This window comes from Paraburkholderia sp. BR14312 (genome assembly GCF_040948675.1).
Classification (GTDB): Bacteria; Pseudomonadota; Gammaproteobacteria; order Burkholderiales; family Burkholderiaceae; genus Paraburkholderia; species Paraburkholderia nodosa_A.
This window is the reverse complement of sequence record NZ_JBFPKI010000008.1, coordinates 189,360-210,115: the sequence shown is the minus strand read 5'-3', so window position 1 is coordinate 210,115 and position 20,756 is coordinate 189,360. Positions and strand designations below refer to the sequence as shown.

The following is a 20,756-nucleotide window of genomic DNA, read 5'->3' as shown; positions in this document are numbered from 1 at the left end:
TTCCACGCACAGTCATTAGCGAACATTCAGCCAATACGTACGCGGAGCATTGTCTTTTGCCGTCCATCCCTCCGAATACCTGACGAACATTATGGAATACGATCCGCACAGATGTATTCAACGTGCCATTCGTTCGAAAATGGTTCAGCGATTCAATGTGGCGCGCATTTTTTATCCATCTGCTTCGGCTTATGTCTCTTACCGGTGCTGAACAAATCCACGCCTGGTGCAGTTCTGGAAACGGCAATACGCCGATTGCGCCCTCATTTTCGTCGCGCAAGCGGAGCGACTGATGCCTCAGGTATAGACAGGTGCGCTGGTCGAGATCCAGCACAATGCGTCGACGGCAATGACAAGCCGGGTTCGATCGCGATTGCGACGCGTCGCCTGGTTCTTGATCGGCTAACTACCACGAGATGCGTTAGCGGCTATAAAGTTTTCTCTTTCCTCCGATCTGTTTTATCGTCTGAAACACGTTGCCGCATTGCGTCGTCGCTCAGCCGTTCAATATATTGGGCTCCTGATTATTTACTATTGACTACGGGCACAAAAAGGGAGAGCGTATCCCTTGGCATCAGGTTCGCTGTTGTCTCGATCAGACCAACAATCCGAGGTAACCATGTGGATCTTCCGTGTCGATGAACCTCGTCTTGGGGTCATCCGTATTCGAGAATGGCGCCGTCGCGCGCATCACACCATCGGCCTTCTCGTCATGCTGCTGGGCGGCGCCACCATCGGGCTGGTCGCCCTCGATCAGTCCATCAACGCTTTCCCCGACAAACTGTTTACGGCTCTTTGGAACGGAGTCAATCTCATTACGACACTCGGCGCCTTCAGCGAATTCAGTCCGCCTCAAAAGGGCTTCATGCTTCTGGCCATGGTCGCGACACTGCTGATCGGCGGGTTCGCAGTTTCGAGACTCACAGGCATGCTTTCGGGCGATGACGTGATGGCTTATCGGGAGAACAGAATCATGGAACGCAAGCTCGAGCAACTCGCCAATCATGTCGTGGTGGTTGGATTCCATTCTCTCGGAGAGCGGGTTGCGGACTACCTGCATGGGGAGGGAAACACCGTGCTCGTACTCGTGGGCGATCAGGATCAGGCCAACCGGGCAACGGATTGCGGGCATCTGGTCGTACTCGGCTCGCCGGACGCCTTCGACGAAGTGCTCAAGCGTGCGCGACTCGACAGCGCGAAAGCCATGTTCGTCACGACACCCGACAGCAATAACAATCTGGCAATCACCCTGCTGGCCCATACGCTCAACCCGTCGCTCGCCATTGCCGTACCGGGCGAAAACCCCTTGCGAAAAGGGCTGCTGGAGAACGCTGGCGCGACCAACGTCGTCATCGCCGACGACATCATCGCCAAAGCACTGGTCACCCGGACTACGACTGCAGCGGAGGCCGCACGATGAAGCCCGCCGCTCCTGCACCGCACCGCCTCCCTCACCTGCCTTTCCTGCAGGGACTGCTGCCCTTCAATGCCGCGCAACTGCCGCACGACATCATCGCCGGGATCACGCTGGCGGCGCTCGGCATTCCCGAAGTGATGGGATACACGAAAATTGCCGGCACCCCCACCGTAACGGGCCTCTATACGATCCTGCTGCCGCTCGTGGCGTTCGCAGTATTTGGTGCGTCGCGACAACTGGTCGTCGCCGCCGACTCGGCCACTGCCGCCATTCTCGCGGGTACCTTGACGGCCGTCGCCGCACTCGGCAGCAAGGACTATGTCGCTCTCACGAGTACAGTCGCCTTGACGGTCGCCGCAATGCTGGTGATCGCGCGTGCTTTTCGTCTGGGTTTTCTGGCCGACTTTCTTTCCCGCAGCGCGTTGATCGGCTTCCTGACCGGCGTCGGCATCCAGGTCGCAGGAGGCGAGCTTGCCGGCCTGATCGGACTCGCCAGGCAAGGGCATGGGCCGTTGATGCAGATCGCGTCCGCGTTGCAACGCGTGGCCCAGGCCAATCTTCCGACCACGATGCTCTCGATCGCCGTGCTCGTGGTGATCATCGGCTGCAAGCGCTTCGTGCCGCGCGCACCGGGTGCGCTGATCGCCGTGATCGGCTCCATCGTGGCAAGCGGCGTGTTCAATTTTGCCGGACATGGCATCGCGGTGACGGGCGAAGTACCGGGGGGACTCCCGTCATTGTTCCTCCCACCGTTGCATATGGGCGAGATCAACCAGGTACTGATCACCGCCGCCTCATGCTTCATCGTCATCATTGCCCAGAGCGCAGCAACGGCACGCGCGTACGCCAATCGCTATAACGAAAGGGGCGACGACAACGCCGATATCATCGGGCTCGCGGCCGCCAACGCGGCGGCGGCTTTCACGGGAACATTCGTCGTGAACGGCAGCCCGACCAAGACCGAGATGCTCGACGACGCGGGCGGACGCACCCAGGTCGCCCATCTCACGACTGCCGCCATCGTGTTGCTGGTGCTGCTATTTCTCACGAGACCGCTGAGTCTGCTCCCTGCCGCCGTGTTGTCGGCCATCGTCTTCATGATCGGCGTAAAGCTGATCGACGTGAAAGGCATGATCGAACTGTATCGCATGCAGAAGGACGAGCTCGTCGTGGCGTTGCTGACTGCGGGCGTCGTCGTGTTCGTCGACGTGATGCACGGCATTCTTGCTGCCGTCGTGCTTTCCCTGATCGCGCATGCACGCCACAGCTACCGCCTGCGGACCCGGGTGCTGACGCGAGGCCCCGGCGACAGCTGGATCGCGCGACATGTCGAGCCCGATCTGCTCGCCGCACCTGGGATCGTCGTCTACCGTTTCGAAGCAGACCTGTTCTATGCGAACACCGGCCGATTCACGGAAGAGGTGCTCAAGCTTGTCAACGAAGCGAGTCCGGGGCTGCGCTGGGTGGTGATCGACGCATCGGAGATCAGCAACATCGACTACACGGCAGGCAAGACCTTGATCCAGCTAGGCGGCGAACTCGACAAGCACGGTGTGGGCATAGCCGCGGTCGCCCTCCCCTCGGGCGTCCGACACGAAATCGAGCGGTACAAGGCACTGCGTGTGAGTGGCGTACATCGCGAGGTCTTTGCAACCGTCGATGCCGCAATCGAGGCGCTACGTGACATTTCGCCGTCTACGTCCTCAACTTCTCAAGACGCCAAGCCGCAATGAAGCGACCTGAAATGACACAGGTCCGAGCCGGCCTTGAATCGAAAATAGGAGTGCTGCGTGCCCGATCCCGCTAACACAAAGCGCGCCGCCCCCGGCGCAGTTCTCGCTGACCCGGCTACGCCGACGGTGCAGGAAGACCCATCCACACTCTTTGCGGGGCGTGGCTCGCTGGCCGATCGCGTCAGACGGGGCAAGACGGCTCGCAAGGAAGTGCCGCGCGAGAAGCTCGCCGAATGCCGGACTGCAGATCGCGATCCCATCGCACTCCTCGACGCTTCCAACGTGGGGCGGGTAGTCGAACTGATACCCATCCGTTATGGACGGATGGTCGCGAGTCCGTTCGCGTTCTATCGCGGTGCGGCGCCGCTCATGGCGCACGATCTGTCGACGCTGCCGCATTCCAACGTGATCGTGCAACTGGGTGGCGATGCGCACCTGGCCAACTTCGGTCTGTTCGCGAGCCCCGAGCGGCGCGTTCTGTTCGGCCCCAACGACTTCGACGAGACGCTGCCTGGACCATTCGACTGGGACGTACGCAGACTCGCGACATCGTTCGTGATCGCTGCGCGCGAGCGCGGATTTACCTTGCGTGACCAGCAACGCATCGTGCGCCGGTTGTGCGCAACCTTCCGCCAACGGCTCGCCGACTTCAGCCGCATGGACACGCTCGACGTCTGGTACTGCCAGTTCAAGGCGGCGAGCATGCTGGCCATTGCCGATTCCGTCGAAGAAAGGAACAAGGAACTGGCCGTCATCGAAAAGGCAAGACAACAGTCGTCGCGTACCGTGCTGACTCATGCAACCGAGGTGATCAACGGCAAGCTGCGGATCAAGGATGTCCCGCCGCTCGTGTATCACGTACCGCTGGAGAGCGCGAGTGACAGCAAGCAGTACAACGCGATGGTACGGCGCTTCTTCGCCGACTACCGGCTGACGCTTCCCGACGACAGGCGCGCACTCTTCGACCGATATGAACTGGTGGATGTCGCCATTCGTGTGGTGGGCATCGGCTCGGTCGGAACGCGTTGCTATGAGGCGCTTTTCATGGCCGACGGCGATTGCCCGCTTTTCCTTCAACTCAAAGAGGCGCGCACTTCCGTGCTGGAGGGCTATCTGCCGCCGAGCCGCTACCCCAACCATGGTCAACGTGTGGTCAACGGGCAGCGTCTGCTGCAGTCCGCCAGTGACATCTTCCTCGGATGGTCGAAGATGCGCCACACCGGCAACGACTTCTACGTGAGGCAATTGCGCGACATGAAGGGCGCCTTCGACTTCACGACCTTCGACGTCGAAGATCTCGGCGAGTATGCGGTTTCCTGCGCCCACGCGTTGGCCCATTCGATGGCAAAGGCAGGCGATCCCGCGTTGCTCAGCGGATATGCGGGCAAGTCAGCGGTATTCGACGAAGCCATCGTGCGATTCTCGCTCGCCTACGCAGAACAAAATGAGCGGGACTGGGCGGTTTTGAAAGCGGCAGTCAAGGCGGGACGCATTCAGGTCATTCGTCAGTAGGATTCGAGCGCCGTTCAGTCCGGAGCGGTGACGCGCGCCGCTCATGCCCTGCGCGCCGGGTCCGTAGACGCCACTCGACCCTTCATGCCCCCAATCCGTACCGTTGAGCGTCTCCACAACTGTACCGGTACTGTACCGCGAACTGTCGATAAACTGGGTTCCGTCGAATCTGTCTTCTCTTTCCGGAGCCCCTCGCATCATGCTGCCCGAAATGCTCAGTGCGCTGCCCGCCGGCATGCTTTTCGTCGTGGTCACGACCATCACGCCCGGCCCCAATAACACCATGTTGCTCGCTTCCGGCGTCAACTTCGGTTTTCGTCGCACGCTGCCGCACATTCTCGGCATCAGCGCGGGCGTGGTCGTGCTCATGCTCTCGGTGGGCTTCGGGCTTGGTCAGGTCTTCAGGCACGTCCCGTCGCTCTATACCGTGCTGGAGGTCGCGAGCATTGCGTACCTGCTGTATCTGGCGTGGAAAATCGGCACCTCGGGCGACATCAAGGTGAAGAGCGGCGAACACCGTCCCATGCGCTTTCACGAAGCCATCGCGTTCCAGTGGGTCAATCCCAAGGCGTGGATGATGGTGCTCACGGCCGCCACCACGATCCGCCTTTCCACGAACTTCGGCACCAATACGATGGCGATGGCCTTCCTGTTCTATGTGATTGGTCTGCCCTGCATCTGCATCTGGGCCGCGTTCGGCACCAGCATGCGGCGTTTTCTGTCGAATCCGCGACGACTGCGCGCCTTCAATGTCTTCATGGCGCTTTCGCTGCTCGTCTCGCTGTATCCGATGTTTGCGCATTTGCTTCAACATTAAGACGACCCGCCGCCCTTCACCCGTTCAAACGCTACAATCGCAAGCGGGAAACATGGGCGGCGGAGTCACACTTTGTCTGAGTTTGAAGCGGGTTTTATTCTCACCCGCCATTGGCGCGATACGGGAGAGCACACCGAGGTCGACTTCTGGCTCGCGACCGATGCAGGGCCGCGCCAGCTGCGCCTGCGTCCCCAGCCCTCTGTCGCATTCGTGCCGGCCGCTCAGGAAGCGGCGGCCCGCGCCGCGCTGAAGGGCGACGCACGCGCCGAGCTACGCCCGCTCAATTTGTGCGACTTCCAGCGCCGCCCGGTGCTTGGGCTCTATTCCCCGCAATATCGCGCCCTGGCCGGGCACGCAAAGCGCCTCGCCAAAGCGGGCGTCGACGTCTACGAAGCCGATATCCAGCCGCCGGAGCGCTACATGATGGAGCGCTTCATCACGGCGCCCGTGCTGCTTCGCGGCGATGCGGGCAGCCCGCAAGAAAGCGGCGTTCTGCTCGAAGGCGAGATGAAACCCGCCAACGGCTATCGCCCGCAGTTGAAACTGGTGTCGCTCGACATCGAAACGAGCGCCCAGGGCGAGCTTTATTCGATCGCGCTCGAAGGCTGCGGACAGCGCCAGGTCTATATGCTCGGCCCCGCAAATGGCGATGCGAGCCCGATCGACTTCGACTTCGAATACTGCGAAAGCCGCGCGCAGATGCTCGAACGCCTCAACGCATGGATGGCGCAGCACGATCCCGACGCGATCATCGGCTGGAATCTCGTGCAGTTCGATCTGCGCGTGTTGCACGCGCACGCCCAGCAAACCGGCGTGCCGCTGCGTCTTGGGCGCGGCGGCGAAGTCATGGAGTGGCGCGAACACGGCATGCGCGAGAATCACTTCTTCGCGGGCGCCGCGGGGCGCCTCATCATCGACGGCATCGAGGCGCTGCGCTCGGCCACCTGGAGCTTCCCGTCGTTCAGCCTCGAATACGTCTCGCAGGCGCTGCTCGGCGAGGGCAAGTCGATCGACAATCCGTATCAGCGCATGGACGAGATCCAGCGCCGTTTCGACGAAGACAAACCCGCGCTGGCCATCTACAACCTCAAGGACTGCGAGTTGGTCACGCGCGTCTTCGAGAAAACCGAGCTGATGGCGTTTCTGCTCGAACGCGCGTCCGTCACAGGGCTCCCGGTGGATCGAAGCGGCGGTTCGGTCGCCGCGTTCACGCATCTGTATCTGCCGAAAATGCATCGGCTCGGCTACGTCGCGCCCAATCTCGGCGACGTGGTGGGCGAAAACAGCCCCGGCGGCTTCGTCATGGACTCGCGCCCCGGCATCTACGATTCGGTGCTCGTGCTCGATTACAAGAGCCTCTACCCCTCGATCATCCGCACCTTCCTGATCGATCCCGTCGGGCTCATCGAAGGTCTGAACGATCCCAGCGACGAAGCGTCCGTGCCCGGCTTTCTCGGCGCGCGCTTCTCGCGCGAGAAGCACTGTCTGCCCGAAATCGTGCGCCAGGTGTGGGAGGGCCGCGAACATGCGAAGCGGCAGCACAACGCCCCGCTTTCGCAGGCGCTCAAGATCATCATGAACGCGTTTTACGGCGTGCTCGGATCGACCGGTTGCCGCTTTTTCGACCCACGCCTCGCCTCTTCGATCACGATGCGCGGGCACGAGATCATGCGCAGAACCCGTCAGCTGATCGAGGCGCAAGGCTACGACGTGATCTACGGCGACACCGACTCGACCTTCGTCTGGCTCAAGCACGCGCACAGCGAAGCCGACGCCACGCGCACCGGCAAGCAGCTCGTCGAGCACGTCAACGCCTGGTGGAAGGCCGAACTGCAGGAACGCTTCGGTCTCCAAAGCGCTCTGGAGCTGCAGTTCGAGCGCCACTATTCGCGCTTTCTCATGCCCACGGTGCGCGGCGCGGAAGAAGGCAGCAAGAAGCGCTACGCCGGCCTCACACTCGCGAGGAACGGCGGCGAAGAAGTCGTGTTCAAGGGCCTCGAAACCGTGCGCACCGACTGGACGCCGCTCGCGCAGGAATTCCAGCGCGAACTGTACCGGCGCATTTTCCAGCGCGAGCCGTACGTGGATTACATCCGCGACTATGTGCGGCGCACGCTCAACGGCGAACTCGACGACCAGCTCGTCTACCGCAAGCGCCTGCGGCGGCCGCTCGTCGAGTACCAGCGCAACGTGCCGCCGCACGTGCGGGCGGCCCGCGTCGCGGACGAGTTCAATCGCGCGAAAGGCCGTCCGCTCCAGTATCAGAACGGCGGCTGGATCAGCTACGTGATGACTACGGCCGGCCCCGAGCCGCTCGAAACGCTAAGTTCGCCGCTCGATTACGCGTTCTATGTGAGCCGCCAGCTACAGCCGGTTGCGGACGCGATTCTGCCTTTCCTGCGCGAGGATTTCGATACGTTGATGTCGGGGCAGCAGAGTCTGTTTTAAGCGTGGGCCGTCGCGCACGCCTTAGCGCGCGCGCTCAATGAACCGCCACAGCGCATCGTCCGTCGAATATGGCGCGTTGAAACGAAACCACGCGCTCGGTTCGTCGTCGGGCCTGAAATACGAGCCAGGCGCGAGCCAGATGCCGTCGCGCAGCGCGGCCGTCGCGATCGCGCCGGCCCGTTCGGGTTCGATGGCAAGGCGCGCCCACACGAACAAGCCCGCGCGCGGCCGGTGGAATATCTCGAGCCCCAGCGCGTCGAGCCGCTCCTCCACGCAGGCATGCGCGGCCTTCAGGCGTTCGTTCACGAGTTCGACGTGGCGCGCGTGGCGTCCTTCGAGCAAGACCTTGTCGACCATGCGCTCGATGGTCGCCGACGAGGTGAGCCCCACCGCCATCTTCGCGCGCGCCAGTTCGCGCAGCACATCGCGCTCCGCGACCACATAGCCGCAACGCAGCGAAGGCGTGACCGTCTTCGAAAAGCCGCTCACGTACAGCACGCGCTGCAAGCCTTCCATCGCCGCGAGCAACGGCGCGCCTGGCGGCGCAAGCTCGCGGCTCACATCGTCCTCGACGACCCACATGCGCTGGCGCTCGGCGATCTGCAGCAAGCGGAAGGCGTTCGACATCGCATATGTCGCGCCGGTGGGATTCTGCAGCGTCGTGTTCACGAAGATCGCCTTCGGCTGGTGCGCCGCCACCTGGCGCTCCAGCGCCTCGATGTCGAGCCCTGCCGGCGTACGCGGCACGCCATGCACCGTGAGCCCCGCGAGCTTGAGAATCTGCAGCAGATTGCAGTAGCCGGGGTCTTCCACGAGCACCGTGTCGCCGGGCCGCAGCAGCGTACGCACGACAAGGTCGAGCCCCTGCGTCGCGCCCTGCGTGAGCAGGACGTTCGACACCTCGACAGGCAGCCCCTGACGATCGAGCTGCGCCGCGATGCGCTCGCGCAGCGGCGCGTAACCGTACGGGTGCCCGTAGTCGCCAAGACGCACGGCCGGCACCCGGCTCATGGCGCGCAAGGCGTGCTGCAGGCCGCTTTCGTTGATCCACTCGCCCGGCACCCAGCCGCAGCCCGCCTTGATCGGCACCGAATGATCGGCGAACACGTCGGAGAGCAGCCAGGTCGCCGTCAGCGTGGGCGGCTGCCAGCCCGCCGCGCTCGCCCGCGCCGACTCGCTGCGGGGCGCCACGCGGTAGCCCGAGCCGCGCCGCGCGACGACGAAGCCCATCGAAACGAGACGGTTGTACGCCTCGGTCACTGTATAGGTCGATAGTTCGTGCGATTGCGCGAGCTGACGCACCGAGGGCAGGAGCGCCCCGGCGCGCAGCGTTTGCGCTTCGATCGCGCGCGCGAAGCCCTGCACGAGCTGCTCGACAAGCGTCGTCGTGACGCCGCGGCCGCGCTCAAGTTCGAGTTCGATCATCGGGAAAGCAAGCGTATAGTGCGAGGGAAAACCCGTACGATTCCCGGTGCCGACCAATACAGTTGGCGAGAATTGTCCAGCACGGTTTGCAGATCAGTATAGAGACTGTCTATGCCGTCGTTCAAGCCTCGGCGCTACAGTTGAGCCAAACCTACCTGAGGAGAAGCACGCATGACTTCGCGCCCCGTCATCGACGATCTCTCGTCGTTCTGGATGCCCTTCACCGCCAATCGCCAGTTCAAGGCCGCGCCGCGCCTGCTCGAATCGGCCAAGGGCATGTACTACCGCACGACCGACGGCCGCGAAGTGCTGGACGGCAGCGCGGGCCTCTGGTGTGTGAACGCGGGCCATGCGCGCGAGGAAATCGTCGCGGCCATCGCCCAGCAGGCCGCTACGCTCGACTTCGCCCCCACGTTCCAGATGGGCCACCCGCTCGCGTTCGAAGCGGCCCAGAAGATCGCCGAAATCATGCCGGCCGGCCTCGACCGTGTGTTCTTCACGAACTCCGGCTCCGAGTCGGTCGACACCGCACTGAAGATCGCGCTCGCCTACCATCGCGCACGCGGCGAAGGCCAGCGCACCAAGCTGATCGGCCGTGAGCGCGGCTATCACGGCGTGGGCTTCGGCGGCATTTCAGTGGGCGGCATCGGGCCGAATCGCAAGGCGTTTTCGGGCCAGTTGCTGCCCGCCGTCGATCACCTGCCGCACACGCACAATCTCGAGCACAACGCGTTCTCGAAGGGCCAGCCGGCTTGGGGCGCCCATCTCGCGGAAGACCTCGAGCGCATCGTCGCGCTGCACGACGCCTCGACCATCGCCGCCGTGATCGTCGAACCGGTGGCAGGCTCGACCGGCGTGCTGATTCCGCCGCAAGGCTATCTGCAGCGTCTGCGCGAGATTTGCACGAAGCACGGCATCCTGCTGATTTTCGACGAAGTCATCACGGGCTTCGGGCGCCTCGGCAAGGCCACGGCCAGCGAGTATTTCGGCGTGACGCCGGACATCATCACCATGGCCAAGGCGATCAACAACGCCGCCGTGCCGATGGGCGGCGTGGCCGCGAGCCGCGCGGTTCACGACACGATCGTGAATAGCGGCGCGCAGGGCGCAATCGAGCTGTTCCACGGCTACACCTATTCGGCGCACCCGCTCGCCGCCGCCGCCGCGATCGCGACGCAGGATCTGTATCGCCGCGAGGGCCTGTTCGAGCGCGCCGACGCGCTCGCGCCGAAGTTCGAGGCCGCCGCGCATGCGCTGCGCGGCGAGAAGCACGTGAAAGACGTGCGCAATCTTGGCCTCGTTGCCGGCGTCGAACTGGACTCGCGCGACGGCGCACCTGGCGCGCGCGCTTACGAGGTTTTCGTGAAGTGCTTCGAGGCGGGCGTGCTGATCCGCTTCACGGGCGACATCCTGGCGTTCTCGCCGCCGCTCATCGTGACCGAAGAGGAAATCGCACGCCTGTTCGGCACGGTGCGCGACGTGCTCGCCACGGTGCAGTAACGCGCGAGGCGCGAGCTAACGGCTTACGCGCGCCTGCTTTCATTTGGTAATCCGCCGCAAGGGCGGCCCGGGCTCGGGCCGCCCTTTCTTTTTCCGGCCGTCGGCGCGCGAGGACCCGGTTCAAGCACAGCGCGCGCCATCGGCGTATCGTTGCCCTATCCGCCATAAGAAACGCGATTGCGGCGAGCGCGCATCGACCGACGTGCGCTGGCCAGGAGGGAATCTCATGAAGATGCCAGTCCGCATCGGCACGCATATCGAGGGCGTCCACTGGATCGCCGAGTATATGGAAGCGACCCATCAAATCCGTGTGTTCCGTGACGGCCGCGTGGTCGACACGATCCCCGCGCCCGCGGCCATGTTCGGCGAAGAGCGCGACGCGGGTTCGGCCAGCGACGCAGCGAGCCGCGCCGAGGAAGCCGCGCTGCTCGCCTGCCTGCGTCGTTACGTAGCCGACGTGCAGCCGGAAGAATAGGACTCTTGATCATTGTCCCTGCCTCTTGCAAGGAGAGCTCGCCGATGAACGAGCGCAACGATCGCTTCCCGCCGCAGCTTATCGAAACCGATGCGCTCATCATCGGCGCCGGGCCGGTGGGACTTTTCCAGGTATTCGAACTGGGCCTGATGGAAATCCACGCGCACGTGGTCGACTCGCTGCCGGTGGTGGGCGGCCAGTGTGCCGAGCTATACCCCGACAAGCCGATCTACGACATTCCGGCGGTGCTGATGTGCACCGGCCAACAGCTCGTCGATGCGCTGATGCAGCAAATCGAGCCTTTTGGCGCGACGTTCCATCTCGGCCAGGAAGTGCAAATCGTCGAGCCGCGCGCCGACGGCCGCTTTTTCGTGCAGACGAGCAAGGGCACGCAGTTTCTGGCGAAGACGGTGTTCATCGCGGCGGGCGTGGGCTCGTTTCAGCCGCGCACGCTCAAGCTGAGCGGCATCGAGCGCTACCGCGACACGCAGCTGTTCTACCGCGTGCGCGATGTCGAACCCTTTCGCGACAAGGACGTCGTGGTGTGTGGCGGCGGGGATTCGGCGCTCGACTGGGCGCTGCAGCTCGTGGACGTCGCGCAGAGCGTGATTCTGCTGCACCGGCGCGAGGGCTATCGCGCCGCGCCGGCAACCGTCGCGAAGATGCACGCGCTATGCGAGGAATGGCGCATGCAGTCCATCGTCGGCCAGCTGACCGGCTTCGACGACGAAGGCGGCAAGCTCAAACGCATCAAGGTGACGGGCGGCGACGGCGTCACGCGCTCACTGGATCTCGACTACTTGCTCGTTTTCTACGGCCTGTCGCCGCAACTCGGGCCGATCGCGCAATGGGGCCTCGAGATCGAACGCAAGCAGTTGCCCGTGGATACGGCGCGCTTCGAGACGAGCGTGCCGGGCATCTTTGCCGTCGGCGATATCAATACTTATCCGGGCAAGAAGAAGCTGATTCTCTCCGGCTTTCACGAAGCCGCGCTCGCTGCGTTCGGCGCGGCGCATCACGTGTTTCCCGAGAAGAAAATCCATCTGCAGTACACGACGACCAGCACACGCCTGCACAAGGTGCTCGGTGTGGAGTCGCCGGTATTCGACTGAACGCGGGGCGCATGCCCCGCGCGTTGTTACCACACGATCAGCCCTGCTCGGCGTCCTGCTCGCGGAAGATGCGGTCGGCGAGATGGAACGCCGAGTTCGCCGCCGGCACGCCGCAGTAAATCGCTGTCTGCAGCAGCACTTCCTTGATCTCGTCGCGCGTGACGCCGTTGTTGCGCGCGGCGCGCAGATGCAGCGCGAGTTCTTCGCTGCGGTTGAGCGCGACCATCATCGCGATCGTCAGCAGGCTGCGCGTGTGGCGTGGCAAGCCATCGCGCGTCCAGATCTCGCCCCACGCGTAGCGCGAAATGAAGTTCTGGAATTCCTCGGTCACTTCGGTGCGGTTGGCGAGCGAGCGATCGACGTGCGCGTCGCCCAGCACCGCGCGGCGCACCTTCATGCCGGCTTCGTAGCGGTCTTCGTCGTTCATCACGCCCCCAGCAGGAAATCGACCACGATCTTGTTGTACTCGTCCGCCAGCTCGACGTTCGATATGTGCGCGGCGTTCAGCTCGACATAGCGCGCGCCCGGCACCGATTCGGCCAGCTCGCGTCCTTGGGCGGGCGTCGCGGCCAGATCGTGCGTACCCGAGATCACGAGCGTGCGCGCCTTGATCGACGGCGCCTCGCCGCGCAGATCGGCGGCGTTGATCGCTTCGCAGTTCGAAGCATAGCCGTCCTTGTCCGTATGCACGAACACGTCGCGAACCTGCGACATCACGAGTGCATTGTTGGCGATGAATTCGGGCGTGTACCAGCGCGGGAGCACCGCGTCGGCGAGCGCGAGCATGCCTTCGCTGCGAGCCTTCGCCGCACGCGGCACCCACACCTCCGGCGAGCCGATCTTTGCGGCCGTATTGCACAGCACGAGGCGATCGATGCGGTTGGCGTAACGCGCGCCGAGGCCGACGCCGGTCAGGCCGCCCATCGAAACGCCCGCGAAATGCGCGCGTTCGATGCCGAGCTGGTCCATCAGGCCGATCACGTCGCCGGTCAGTTGCTCGATGGTGTACGGGCCCAGCGGCGCCGCCGAGTGGCCGTGGCCGCGCGTGTCGTAGCGCAGCACGCGGAAATGCTTCGTGAACTCGACGATCTGCGGCGTCCACATCGACACGTCGCTACCGAGCGAATTCGACAGAACCACCCATGGCGCCGAATGGTTCTCCGCACCGTCGATGCGGTAGAACAAATGCGTGTCGTTGACGGCTGCGTAAGGCATGCGTGTTACTCCTCGTGTGTCTTCTGTAATCAATGGGGCGTGCGTTACTTTGCTTTCGCTTCATACGACGCGAGCACCGCGTCGACGAATGCGTGGGCCTGGCCCACGTAGTTGGCCGGATCGAGCAGCGCCTCGAGGCGCGCTTCGTCCAGGTGCCTCGTGACGGCGGGATCCGCCGCGAGGACTTCGTACAGCGTACGGCCGCTTTGCACCGCGGATTTCGATGCGTGCTCAACGAGATGATGCGCGTCCAGGCGCCCGATCCGGTCGCCAAGCGCGAGCATCACGGCCTCGCCGAGAATGAGTCCGTGCGTGATGTCGAGATTCGCCGCGAGCCGTTCGGGCCGCACTTCGAGTCCGGCCGTGATCTGTTCGATCTGCGCGAGCGCGCCGCCGGCGAGGCGCGCGAGATCGGGTAGCGCATCCCACTCGGCTTGCCAGCCGCCGAGCGCGCGCTCGTGTTCCTGAACCATGCCGGCGAACACCGTCGCGACGAGGCCCGGCGCGCGTGCGGCAGCCGTCAGGACAGCTGCGCAACCCACGGGATTGCGCTTGTGCGGCATGGTCGAGGAACCGCCCTTGCCTGCCGCCGCCGGTTCACCCAGTTCGCCGACTTCGGTCTGCATCTGCAAGGAGATGTCGCGCGCGATCTTGCCGAGCGTGCCGATGAGCATGCCGAAGAACGATGCGGCTTCGGCAATGCGGTCGCGCTGCGTGTGCCACGGCAACGCAGGCAGCGCGAGAACGAGTTCTTGCGCGAGCGCAGCGCTCACCGCCGGGGCGGCGTCGCGCAGGCTCGCGAGCGTGCCGGCCGCGCCGCCGAACTGCAGCACGAGCGCGCGCTCGCGCAGCACGACGAGGCGTTCGCGATGGCGCAGCACCGCGTCGAGCCATTGCGCGAACTTCAATCCGAGCGTGATGGGCAGCGCCTGCTGCAGCCACGTGCGCCCGACCGCGGGCGTCGCGCGATGCGTGCGCGCGAGGTCCGCCAGCGTCGCGCAGAGCGCGTCGATGCCGCGCTCGATCAACGCGAGCGCATCGCGCAACTGCAGCACCGTTGCCGTGTCGATGATGTCCTGGCTCGTGGCGCCCCAGTGCACGTACTTGGCGGCTTCGGGGTCGGCGGCCTTCACGCGCGCCGTGAGCTGCTTGACGAGCGGGATCGCCAGGTTGCCGCCCAGCGCGGCGTCGCGCGCGAGCGCCGGGGCGTCGAGCTGATCCGCCGCGCAGGCCGCGACGATCGCGGCCACGGCCGAGTGCGGAATTACGCCATGCGCCGCCGAGGCGCGCGCGAGCGCCGCTTCGACGTCCAGCATGCGTTGCAGCGTGGCATCGGGAGACCAGACCGCGTTCATCGGTTCGGTCCCGCAGATCAGGCTCGTGAGGCGTTCAATCATGGAGTGTGGCGCGCGGAAAAAAGCAGGCGTTCCGATACAGCCGGAACGAAGCGGGCGCGGCAACCGTCGACGAATGCCGAGGGTTGCCGCGCCACTCACGTGCGAACGATGCGCACGTCTACAGACAGTTTACGCTGCGCGACGGTTTTGCGTCGCGTCGATCAGCGGCACGCCGGCGAGCTTCTGCAGCGCGTCGAAATCGATGTCCGAATAGATCTCGCGTACCGCGAGGCCTTCGGGCGTGACATCGAACGCGGCGAGGTCGGTATAGATGCGGCCCACGCAGCCCACGCCCGTGACCGGGTACGAGCATTCGCTCACGAGCTTGCTTTCGCCCTGCTTGGTGAGCAGTTCCATCATCACGAACACCTGCTTGGCGCCGAGTGCGAGGTCCATCGCGCCGCCCACGGCCGGAATCGCGTCGGGCGCGCCGGTGTGCCAGTTCGCGAGGTCGCCGTTCACCGACACCTGGAACGCGCCGAGCACGCAGTAGTCGAGGTGGCCGCCGCGCATCATCGCGAACGAGTCGGCGTGGTGGAAGAACGCGCCGCCGGTGAGCAGCGTGACGTGCTGCTTGCCCGCGTTGATGAGTTCGTCGTCTTCCTCGCCGGGCGCGGGCGCCGGGCCCATGCCAAGCAGGCCGTTCTCGCTGTGCAGGAAAATTTCCTTGCTCGGATCGAGGTGGTTGGCCACCAGCGTCGGAACGCCGATGCCGAGATTCACATACGCGCCTTCGGGAATGTCCGCGGCCACGCGCTTGGCCATTTCGTCGCGATTCAGTCGTTTCATTGCCTCTCTCCGTTCCTTCAGGCTGCCTGGCCGCTTTGGTCGGCGTGCGCTTGATGCGCCGCTTGCGGCACTGCCACGACGCGTTGCACGAAAATGCCGGGCGTTACGATGTTTTCCGGATCGAGCTGACCGAGTTCGACGACCTCCGAAACCTGCGCGACAGCGACCTTCGCCGCGCTTGCCATGATCGGGCCGAAGTTGCGCGCCGTCTTGCGATAGACGAGGTTGCCCCAGCGATCGCCCTTGTACGCCTTGATGAGCGCGAAGTCGGCGTGCAGCGGCGCTTCGAGCACATAGTGACGACCGTCGATCAGGCGCGTTTCCTTGCCTTCGGCCAGCTTCGTGCCGTAGCCCGTGGGCGTGAAGAAGCCGCCAATGCCGGCGCCGGCGGCGCGGATGCGCTCGGCCAGATTGCCTTGCGGCACGAGTTCGAGTTCGATTTCACCGGCGCGATAGAGCGCGTCGAACACATACGAGTCGGTCTGGCGCGGGAACGAGCAGATGATCTTGCGCACACGCTTCGCCTTGAGCAGCGCGGCCAGGCCGATGTCGCCGTTGCCTGCGTTGTTGTTGACGATGGTGAGGTCGCGCGCGCCCTGCTCGATGAGCGCGTCGATCAGTTCGGCGGGCATACCGGCCGTGCCGAAGCCGCCGATCATCACCGTGGCGCCGTCATGCACATCGGCCACGGCGGCTTGAAGCGAGTCGAAAATCTTGTTGATCATGCCTGTTCCTGAAAGCGATGCGCATCGCGGAAGGTCCACGTCACTCGATCGCGAAAAAGTTCTATATACGAACACTGATTCGTTTAGCGAACGTCCAGCGCATTATCGGAGTGGATTCAAGCGCTTGTCAAGGCGGGTCTACCCACACAGGCAATCTACTTCATGTCGACGCCGATGCGCGCCCGACCGCACGCACTGCCCGCCCTTCAGGCCACGCGCGCCCGTGGGCACATACCCCAGTATCCGGAATTGTGATTCATCGTCTAGTCTTTATCCGATTTCGACATAGTCAGCGCCGCCGCGCCCGCCTTCATGCAAGACCTCGATCTGAATCTCATCCCCTTTCTCGTGGCCATGGAGGAAACGCGCAACGTGAGCCGCGCCGCCGAGCGGCTCGGCGTGAGCCAGCCGCGCGTGAGCACGGCGCTCGGCAAGCTGCGCGAGTTCTTCGGCGATCCGCTCTTCGTGCGCACCTCGCGCGGCATGGAGCCCACACCGCGCGCGCTCGCCCTCATTCCCGCCGCACGCGACGCGCTGGTGCACATCGAGAAAGGCATGCTGCAGGCGCAGGACTTCGATCCCGTCACGAGCACGCACACATTCTCCATTGCGCTCTCCGACGTCGGCGAGATCGTGTTTCTGCCGCGCCTCCTGCAGGTATTCTCCGAGCGCGCGCCCAACGCGAACCTGCGTTCGGTGTCGCTGCCGCCCAACCAGGTCGAGCGCGGTCTCGAATCGGGCGACATCGATCTCGCGGTCGGCTATTTCCCCGACCTCGGCGGCAACAACTTCTTTCAGCAGCGCCTCTTCACGCACCGCTTCATCTGCATGATGCGCAGCGGGCATCCGCTCGCGGGCAAGACCATGACGATCGAGCAGTTTCTCGCGATGGGCCATGCCGTCGTGCGCGCCGAAGGACGCAGCCAGGAAGTGCTGGAGCAGTATCTCGAGAAAAGGCGCATGCGCCGACGCGCCGTGCTCGAAACGCCTCACTTCATGAGCCTGCCGTTCATTCTCACGCGCTCCGATCTCATCGCCACCGTGCCGCATGCAATCGGCTTCGCCTACGTGTCCGAGCATGCATCGATCACGCTCGTCGAGCCGCCGCTGCAGTTGCCGCGTTTCGATCTCAAGCAGCACTGGCATCGCAAGTATCACAATGCGCCGCGTGGCGAATGGCTGCGCAGCATCGTGGCGGAACTGTTCAACGACGCCATGGACGAATGGCCCAAATGACCCCTCGCGCCAAGCACGGCAAAACATGAAACAATGGGCGCTCGTGGTGCACGCCAAAGCGGCGTACTCCCACATGACAGGAGCCCATGCATGAGCGAAGAAAAAAAGGCCGGGAAATCGAAGCAACTCGCGAAGCAAAGCGCGAAGCAACGCAAGAACACAGCGAGCGCGACCGTCGCGCGTCCGTCACGCGCCGAAGCCGAGGACGCCGTGCGCGTGCTGTTGCGCTGGGCCGGGGACGACCCCGCTCGCGAAGGGCTGCTCGATACGCCGGGCCGCGTCGTGCGCGCCTATGAGGAATTCTTCGCGGGCTATGCGGTCGATCCGCGCGAAATCCTGTCGCGCACCTTCTCGGAGGTGGATGGCTACGACGAAATGATCGTGTTGAAGGACATCCGCTTCGAGAGCTATTGTGAGCATCATATGGTGCCGATCATCGGGCGCGCGCACGTGGCGTATTTGCCCGAGCATCGCGTGGTGGGCATCTCGAAGCTCGCGCGTCTCGTCGACGCATTCGCGAAGCGCCTGCAGATCCAGGAGAAGATGACCGCGCAGATTGCCGACACGCTCAATGAAATCCTGCAGCCCAAGGGGGTGGGCGTGATACTCGAAGCGGCGCATCAATGCATGTCCACGCGCGGGGTGCACAAGGCGGGTGTGGCGATGGTGACGTCGCGCATGCTCGGCACGTTCCGCACCGATCCTTCCACGCGCCGCGAGTTTCTCGCGATCGTCGGCAATCCGAGCGCAATGAGCGTCTCGAATACCTGATCGCAACGCACAGTTAAAGAACGGGACCGCGTGTCCCGTTCCCCTCCTTACTTGAGCGGACCTTCGTCGCCTCGCTCGATCTCGCGAATCTTGCCCTGGCGCACGCTGCTGCCCGGCGGCACGCTATGCGTGAGCCACACGTTCCCGCCAATTACCGAGCCGCGCCCGATCGTCACGCGGCCGAGAATCGTCGCGCCGGCGTAGATCACCACGTCGTCCTCGACGATCGGATGGCGCGCATTGCCCTTCACGAGCGTACCGTCGAGGTCGGCCGCGAAACTCTTCGCACCGAGCGTCACGGCCTGATACACGCGCACGCGCTCGCCGATGATCGCCGTCTCGCCGATGACGACGCCCGTGCCGTGGTCAATGAAGAAGCTCGAACCGATCTGTGCGCCCGGGTGAATGTCGATGCCCGTTGCCGAATGCGCGATCTCGTTGATGAAGCGCGCGAGCAGCGGCACGCCGAGGCGGTGCAGCGCATGCGCGAGCCGATGATGCGTCATGGCCCACACGCCCGGATAGCACAGCAGGATCTCGGTGATGTGCTGCGCGGCCGGGTCGCCCGTGAACGCCGCCTGAATGTCGCTCACGAGCAGCGCGCGAATATCGGGCAGTTGCCGGCCGAACTCGCGCGCCACGTCGAATGCACGCGCTCGCAGTTCGTCGTCGCTCGCCTGCGAGCTCTCCGGCAGGAAGCGCAGCGCGCGGCGAATCTGCTCGGCAAGCAGCCGCAACGTGCTGTCGAGTGTATGGCCGACGTAGTAATCGATGCTCTCGTCGGTCAGATCGGGCGCGCCGTAATGCGTGGGAAAGAGCGCGGCGCGCAGGCCCGCCACGATGTTGACGACCGCATCGCGTGACGGCAGTTCGCGGATGCCGAGCGGATGGCGCGTGCGGTGCCGCTCTTCACGCGACGCACGCAGATCGGCGACGATCTGTTCGAGACCCCAGTCGGGGGAAGCAGCTTTGGACATGGTGATGCGGCAGCAGACGCAGAGTCTGCGCAGGAGTGAGTGTATCGACCCCAGAGATTACCGCGTTTTGCCGGAGTTCGCCGAAGCGCCCTCGGCGCCGATCCACGCACGCGAGGCGCGCGCCATCACAGCGTGACCGTGCTCGCGTCGATCCAGCGCACGGCCCAGTCGCGCGCATGAGCGATGGCGGCCCCTTCATCGGAAAAGCGCAATTCGGCAGGGAAAAATCGGTTGGCAACGAGTTCGCCGTCGCTCGAGCGCGAAATCACCACATACGGCTGATACGTGCCGTCACCGGCACGCGCCGGTGCGCAATTCAGCAAATAGCCACGATGCGTAAATGCAGCGTCGAAGTGCATGTGTGTCACCCGCCCCTGACTGCCTCGTCCATTTTATTTGGCGCGTGCATTCAGGATCGTGCGGCAAAGCCACAGCATGGGCCCTCGCCCGGCCCATTAATCGAAAGCGCGCCAACTCGTTGAAAGAGGATCATACTCCTGGGAAAAAGCCCAAACCAACGAAAAAAATGCAACATCGCTGGAGGCGTTCTCCTGGCGAACCGGCTTGCTTTTCACCCCGATTCAAGGGCGCGGCGCTGCAGCGGAACGGCGCTTGCGGAATGGCCTGCTGAACGCAGGCACCCAGATCTTCCAAGGAGGAAGCATCATGAATCGTCCCGACGACATGCAGAAACCGAATGCGGGAGATGTGAGCGCGTCGCCGTCGCGGCCGCGCAGCGCCGAACTCCATAACGACCGCACACACGACAGTTCGGTCGACACGGACGGCAAGAACCGCGAGGCGGCACGCCTGGCGGGCGAAGGCTGCATCGGCCCCGACGAAGTGACGACCAGCAATGCGACGCTCGTCAACAGCGTGGCCGAAGCGGATGACGGGCTGGCGGGTTTCGACAGCCGCAAGGGCGTGCACCGGCTGCCTATCGCGCTGGAGTCCGGCTACGAGGTCGTCGACCTCGGCATGAGCGCACCCGAAGAGCCCGAAGACGCCGAGTGGCAGCGCAACGCCGCGCGCGAAGAGGGCGTGCGCCGCAGCCCTGGACGGCTGCACTTCGCGCTGAACCACCTGCGGCCGACCCGCGTGATCGAGTTGCAGCGCAAGCCCTGAACAACGGTTCGCCGCTCACCATGCGGCGAATCGTTTGCGATTATCCAGGCGAAATCGCAGCAATGGCGGATACAGACAGTAT

General features: G+C 64.1%; 19 protein-coding genes. 11 read left to right on the top strand and 8 right to left on the bottom strand.

What is annotated here, in order from left to right:
- Window positions 1–619: 619 nt before the first annotated feature.
- The 5 genes from AB3X98_RS23505 (at window position 620) to AB3X98_RS23485 (ending at window position 7,927) form a co-directional block, all read left to right on the top strand.
- On the top strand, window positions 620–1,420 hold the full coding sequence (locus AB3X98_RS23505; RefSeq protein WP_368603566.1) for a TrkA family potassium uptake protein: 801 nt from the start codon (window positions 620–622) through the stop codon (window positions 1,418–1,420).
- The gene (locus tag AB3X98_RS23500) at window positions 1,417–3,150 is read left to right on the top strand and encodes a SulP family inorganic anion transporter (RefSeq protein WP_368603567.1); all 1,734 of its coding nucleotides are present in this window, start codon (window positions 1,417–1,419) and stop codon (window positions 3,148–3,150) included. The genes AB3X98_RS23505 and AB3X98_RS23500 overlap by 4 nt, the downstream gene beginning before the upstream one ends.
- A gap of 57 nt (window positions 3,151–3,207) precedes the next feature.
- The gene (locus tag AB3X98_RS23495) at window positions 3,208–4,662 is read left to right on the top strand and encodes a DUF2252 domain-containing protein (RefSeq protein ID WP_368603568.1); all 1,455 of its coding nucleotides are present in this window, start codon (window positions 3,208–3,210) and stop codon (window positions 4,660–4,662) included.
- Window positions 4,663–4,861: 199 nt separating this feature from the next.
- On the top strand, window positions 4,862–5,479 hold the full coding sequence (locus tag AB3X98_RS23490) for a LysE family translocator (RefSeq protein ID WP_368603569.1): 618 nt from the start codon (window positions 4,862–4,864) through the stop codon (window positions 5,477–5,479).
- 72 nt (window positions 5,480–5,551) lie between these two features.
- The gene (locus AB3X98_RS23485; RefSeq protein WP_368603570.1) at window positions 5,552–7,927 is read left to right on the top strand and encodes a DNA polymerase II; all 2,376 of its coding nucleotides are present in this window, start codon (window positions 5,552–5,554) and stop codon (window positions 7,925–7,927) included.
- A 21-nt stretch (window positions 7,928–7,948) separates the two neighbouring features.
- Here the strand turns inward: AB3X98_RS23485 and AB3X98_RS23480 are convergent, their stop codons facing one another.
- Entirely contained in the window at window positions 7,949–9,352 is a 1,404-nt protein-coding gene (locus AB3X98_RS23480) for a PLP-dependent aminotransferase family protein (protein ID WP_368603571.1), read from the bottom strand.
- A gap of 171 nt (window positions 9,353–9,523) precedes the next feature.
- Between AB3X98_RS23480 and AB3X98_RS23475 the strand changes: the two genes are divergently transcribed.
- From AB3X98_RS23475 to AB3X98_RS23465, 3 genes are all read left to right on the top strand, one after another.
- The gene (locus tag AB3X98_RS23475) at window positions 9,524–10,852 is read left to right on the top strand and encodes an aspartate aminotransferase family protein (RefSeq protein WP_342946271.1); all 1,329 of its coding nucleotides are present in this window, start codon (window positions 9,524–9,526) and stop codon (window positions 10,850–10,852) included.
- Window positions 10,853–11,078: 226 nt separating this feature from the next.
- Window positions 11,079–11,327, top strand: a complete 249-nt coding sequence (locus AB3X98_RS23470; protein WP_069267122.1) for a hypothetical protein — start codon at window positions 11,079–11,081, stop codon at window positions 11,325–11,327.
- Window positions 11,328–11,371: 44 nt separating this feature from the next.
- The gene (locus AB3X98_RS23465; RefSeq protein WP_254315518.1) at window positions 11,372–12,439 is read left to right on the top strand and encodes an NAD(P)/FAD-dependent oxidoreductase; all 1,068 of its coding nucleotides are present in this window, start codon (window positions 11,372–11,374) and stop codon (window positions 12,437–12,439) included.
- A gap of 37 nt (window positions 12,440–12,476) precedes the next feature.
- On the opposite strand, the gene pcaC is transcribed toward AB3X98_RS23465, so the two are convergent.
- The 5 genes from pcaC to AB3X98_RS23440 form a co-directional block, all read right to left on the bottom strand.
- Entirely contained in the window at window positions 12,477–12,866 is a 390-nt protein-coding gene (gene pcaC / locus AB3X98_RS23460) for a 4-carboxymuconolactone decarboxylase (protein ID WP_069267124.1), read from the bottom strand.
- Window positions 12,866–13,654 carry a 3-oxoadipate enol-lactonase gene (gene pcaD, locus AB3X98_RS23455; protein WP_368603572.1) on the bottom strand — a complete coding sequence of 263 codons (789 nt, stop codon included), beginning with the start codon at window positions 13,652–13,654 and terminating at the stop codon, window positions 12,866–12,868. The genes pcaC and pcaD overlap by 1 nt, the downstream gene beginning before the upstream one ends.
- A 44-nt stretch (window positions 13,655–13,698) precedes the next feature.
- Window positions 13,699–15,051, bottom strand: a complete 1,353-nt coding sequence (locus tag AB3X98_RS23450) for a 3-carboxy-cis,cis-muconate cycloisomerase (protein ID WP_368603573.1) — start codon at window positions 15,049–15,051, stop codon at window positions 13,699–13,701.
- Between the two features lie 129 nt (window positions 15,052–15,180).
- Window positions 15,181–15,840 carry a 3-oxoacid CoA-transferase subunit B gene (locus AB3X98_RS23445; protein ID WP_042260188.1) on the bottom strand — a complete coding sequence of 220 codons (660 nt, stop codon included), beginning with the start codon at window positions 15,838–15,840 and terminating at the stop codon, window positions 15,181–15,183.
- A gap of 17 nt (window positions 15,841–15,857) precedes the next feature.
- Window positions 15,858–16,565: a 3-oxoacid CoA-transferase subunit A gene (locus AB3X98_RS23440; protein ID WP_368603574.1), complete on the bottom strand. Its 708-nt coding sequence runs from the start codon at window positions 16,563–16,565 to the stop codon at window positions 15,858–15,860.
- Between the two features lie 312 nt (window positions 16,566–16,877).
- Between AB3X98_RS23440 and AB3X98_RS23435 the strand changes: the two genes are divergently transcribed.
- Both AB3X98_RS23435 and folE read left to right on the top strand, forming a co-directional pair.
- Window positions 16,878–17,801 (top strand): LysR family transcriptional regulator, encoded by a 924-nt coding sequence (locus tag AB3X98_RS23435; RefSeq protein WP_368603575.1) that lies wholly within the window; start codon window positions 16,878–16,880, stop codon window positions 17,799–17,801.
- 90 nt (window positions 17,802–17,891) lie between these two features.
- Window positions 17,892–18,572, top strand: coding sequence for a GTP cyclohydrolase I FolE (gene folE, locus AB3X98_RS23430; RefSeq protein ID WP_368603576.1), 681 nt, complete (start codon window positions 17,892–17,894; stop codon window positions 18,570–18,572).
- Between the two features lie 47 nt (window positions 18,573–18,619).
- Here the strand turns inward: folE and epsC are convergent, their stop codons facing one another.
- Window positions 18,620–19,549 carry a serine O-acetyltransferase EpsC gene (gene epsC / locus AB3X98_RS23425; RefSeq protein WP_254355650.1) on the bottom strand — a complete coding sequence of 310 codons (930 nt, stop codon included), beginning with the start codon at window positions 19,547–19,549 and terminating at the stop codon, window positions 18,620–18,622.
- Between the two features lie 125 nt (window positions 19,550–19,674).
- Window positions 19,675–19,908: a hypothetical protein gene (locus AB3X98_RS23420; protein ID WP_069267130.1), complete on the bottom strand. Its 234-nt coding sequence runs from the start codon at window positions 19,906–19,908 to the stop codon at window positions 19,675–19,677.
- A gap of 325 nt (window positions 19,909–20,233) precedes the next feature.
- Here AB3X98_RS23420 and AB3X98_RS23415 point away from each other — a divergent pair, with 325 nt between their 5' ends.
- A complete protein-coding gene (locus AB3X98_RS23415) occupies window positions 20,234–20,674 on the top strand; it encodes a DUF3005 domain-containing protein (RefSeq protein ID WP_069267182.1) in 441 nt (146 codons plus the stop codon).
- Window positions 20,675–20,756 lie beyond the last annotated feature (82 nt).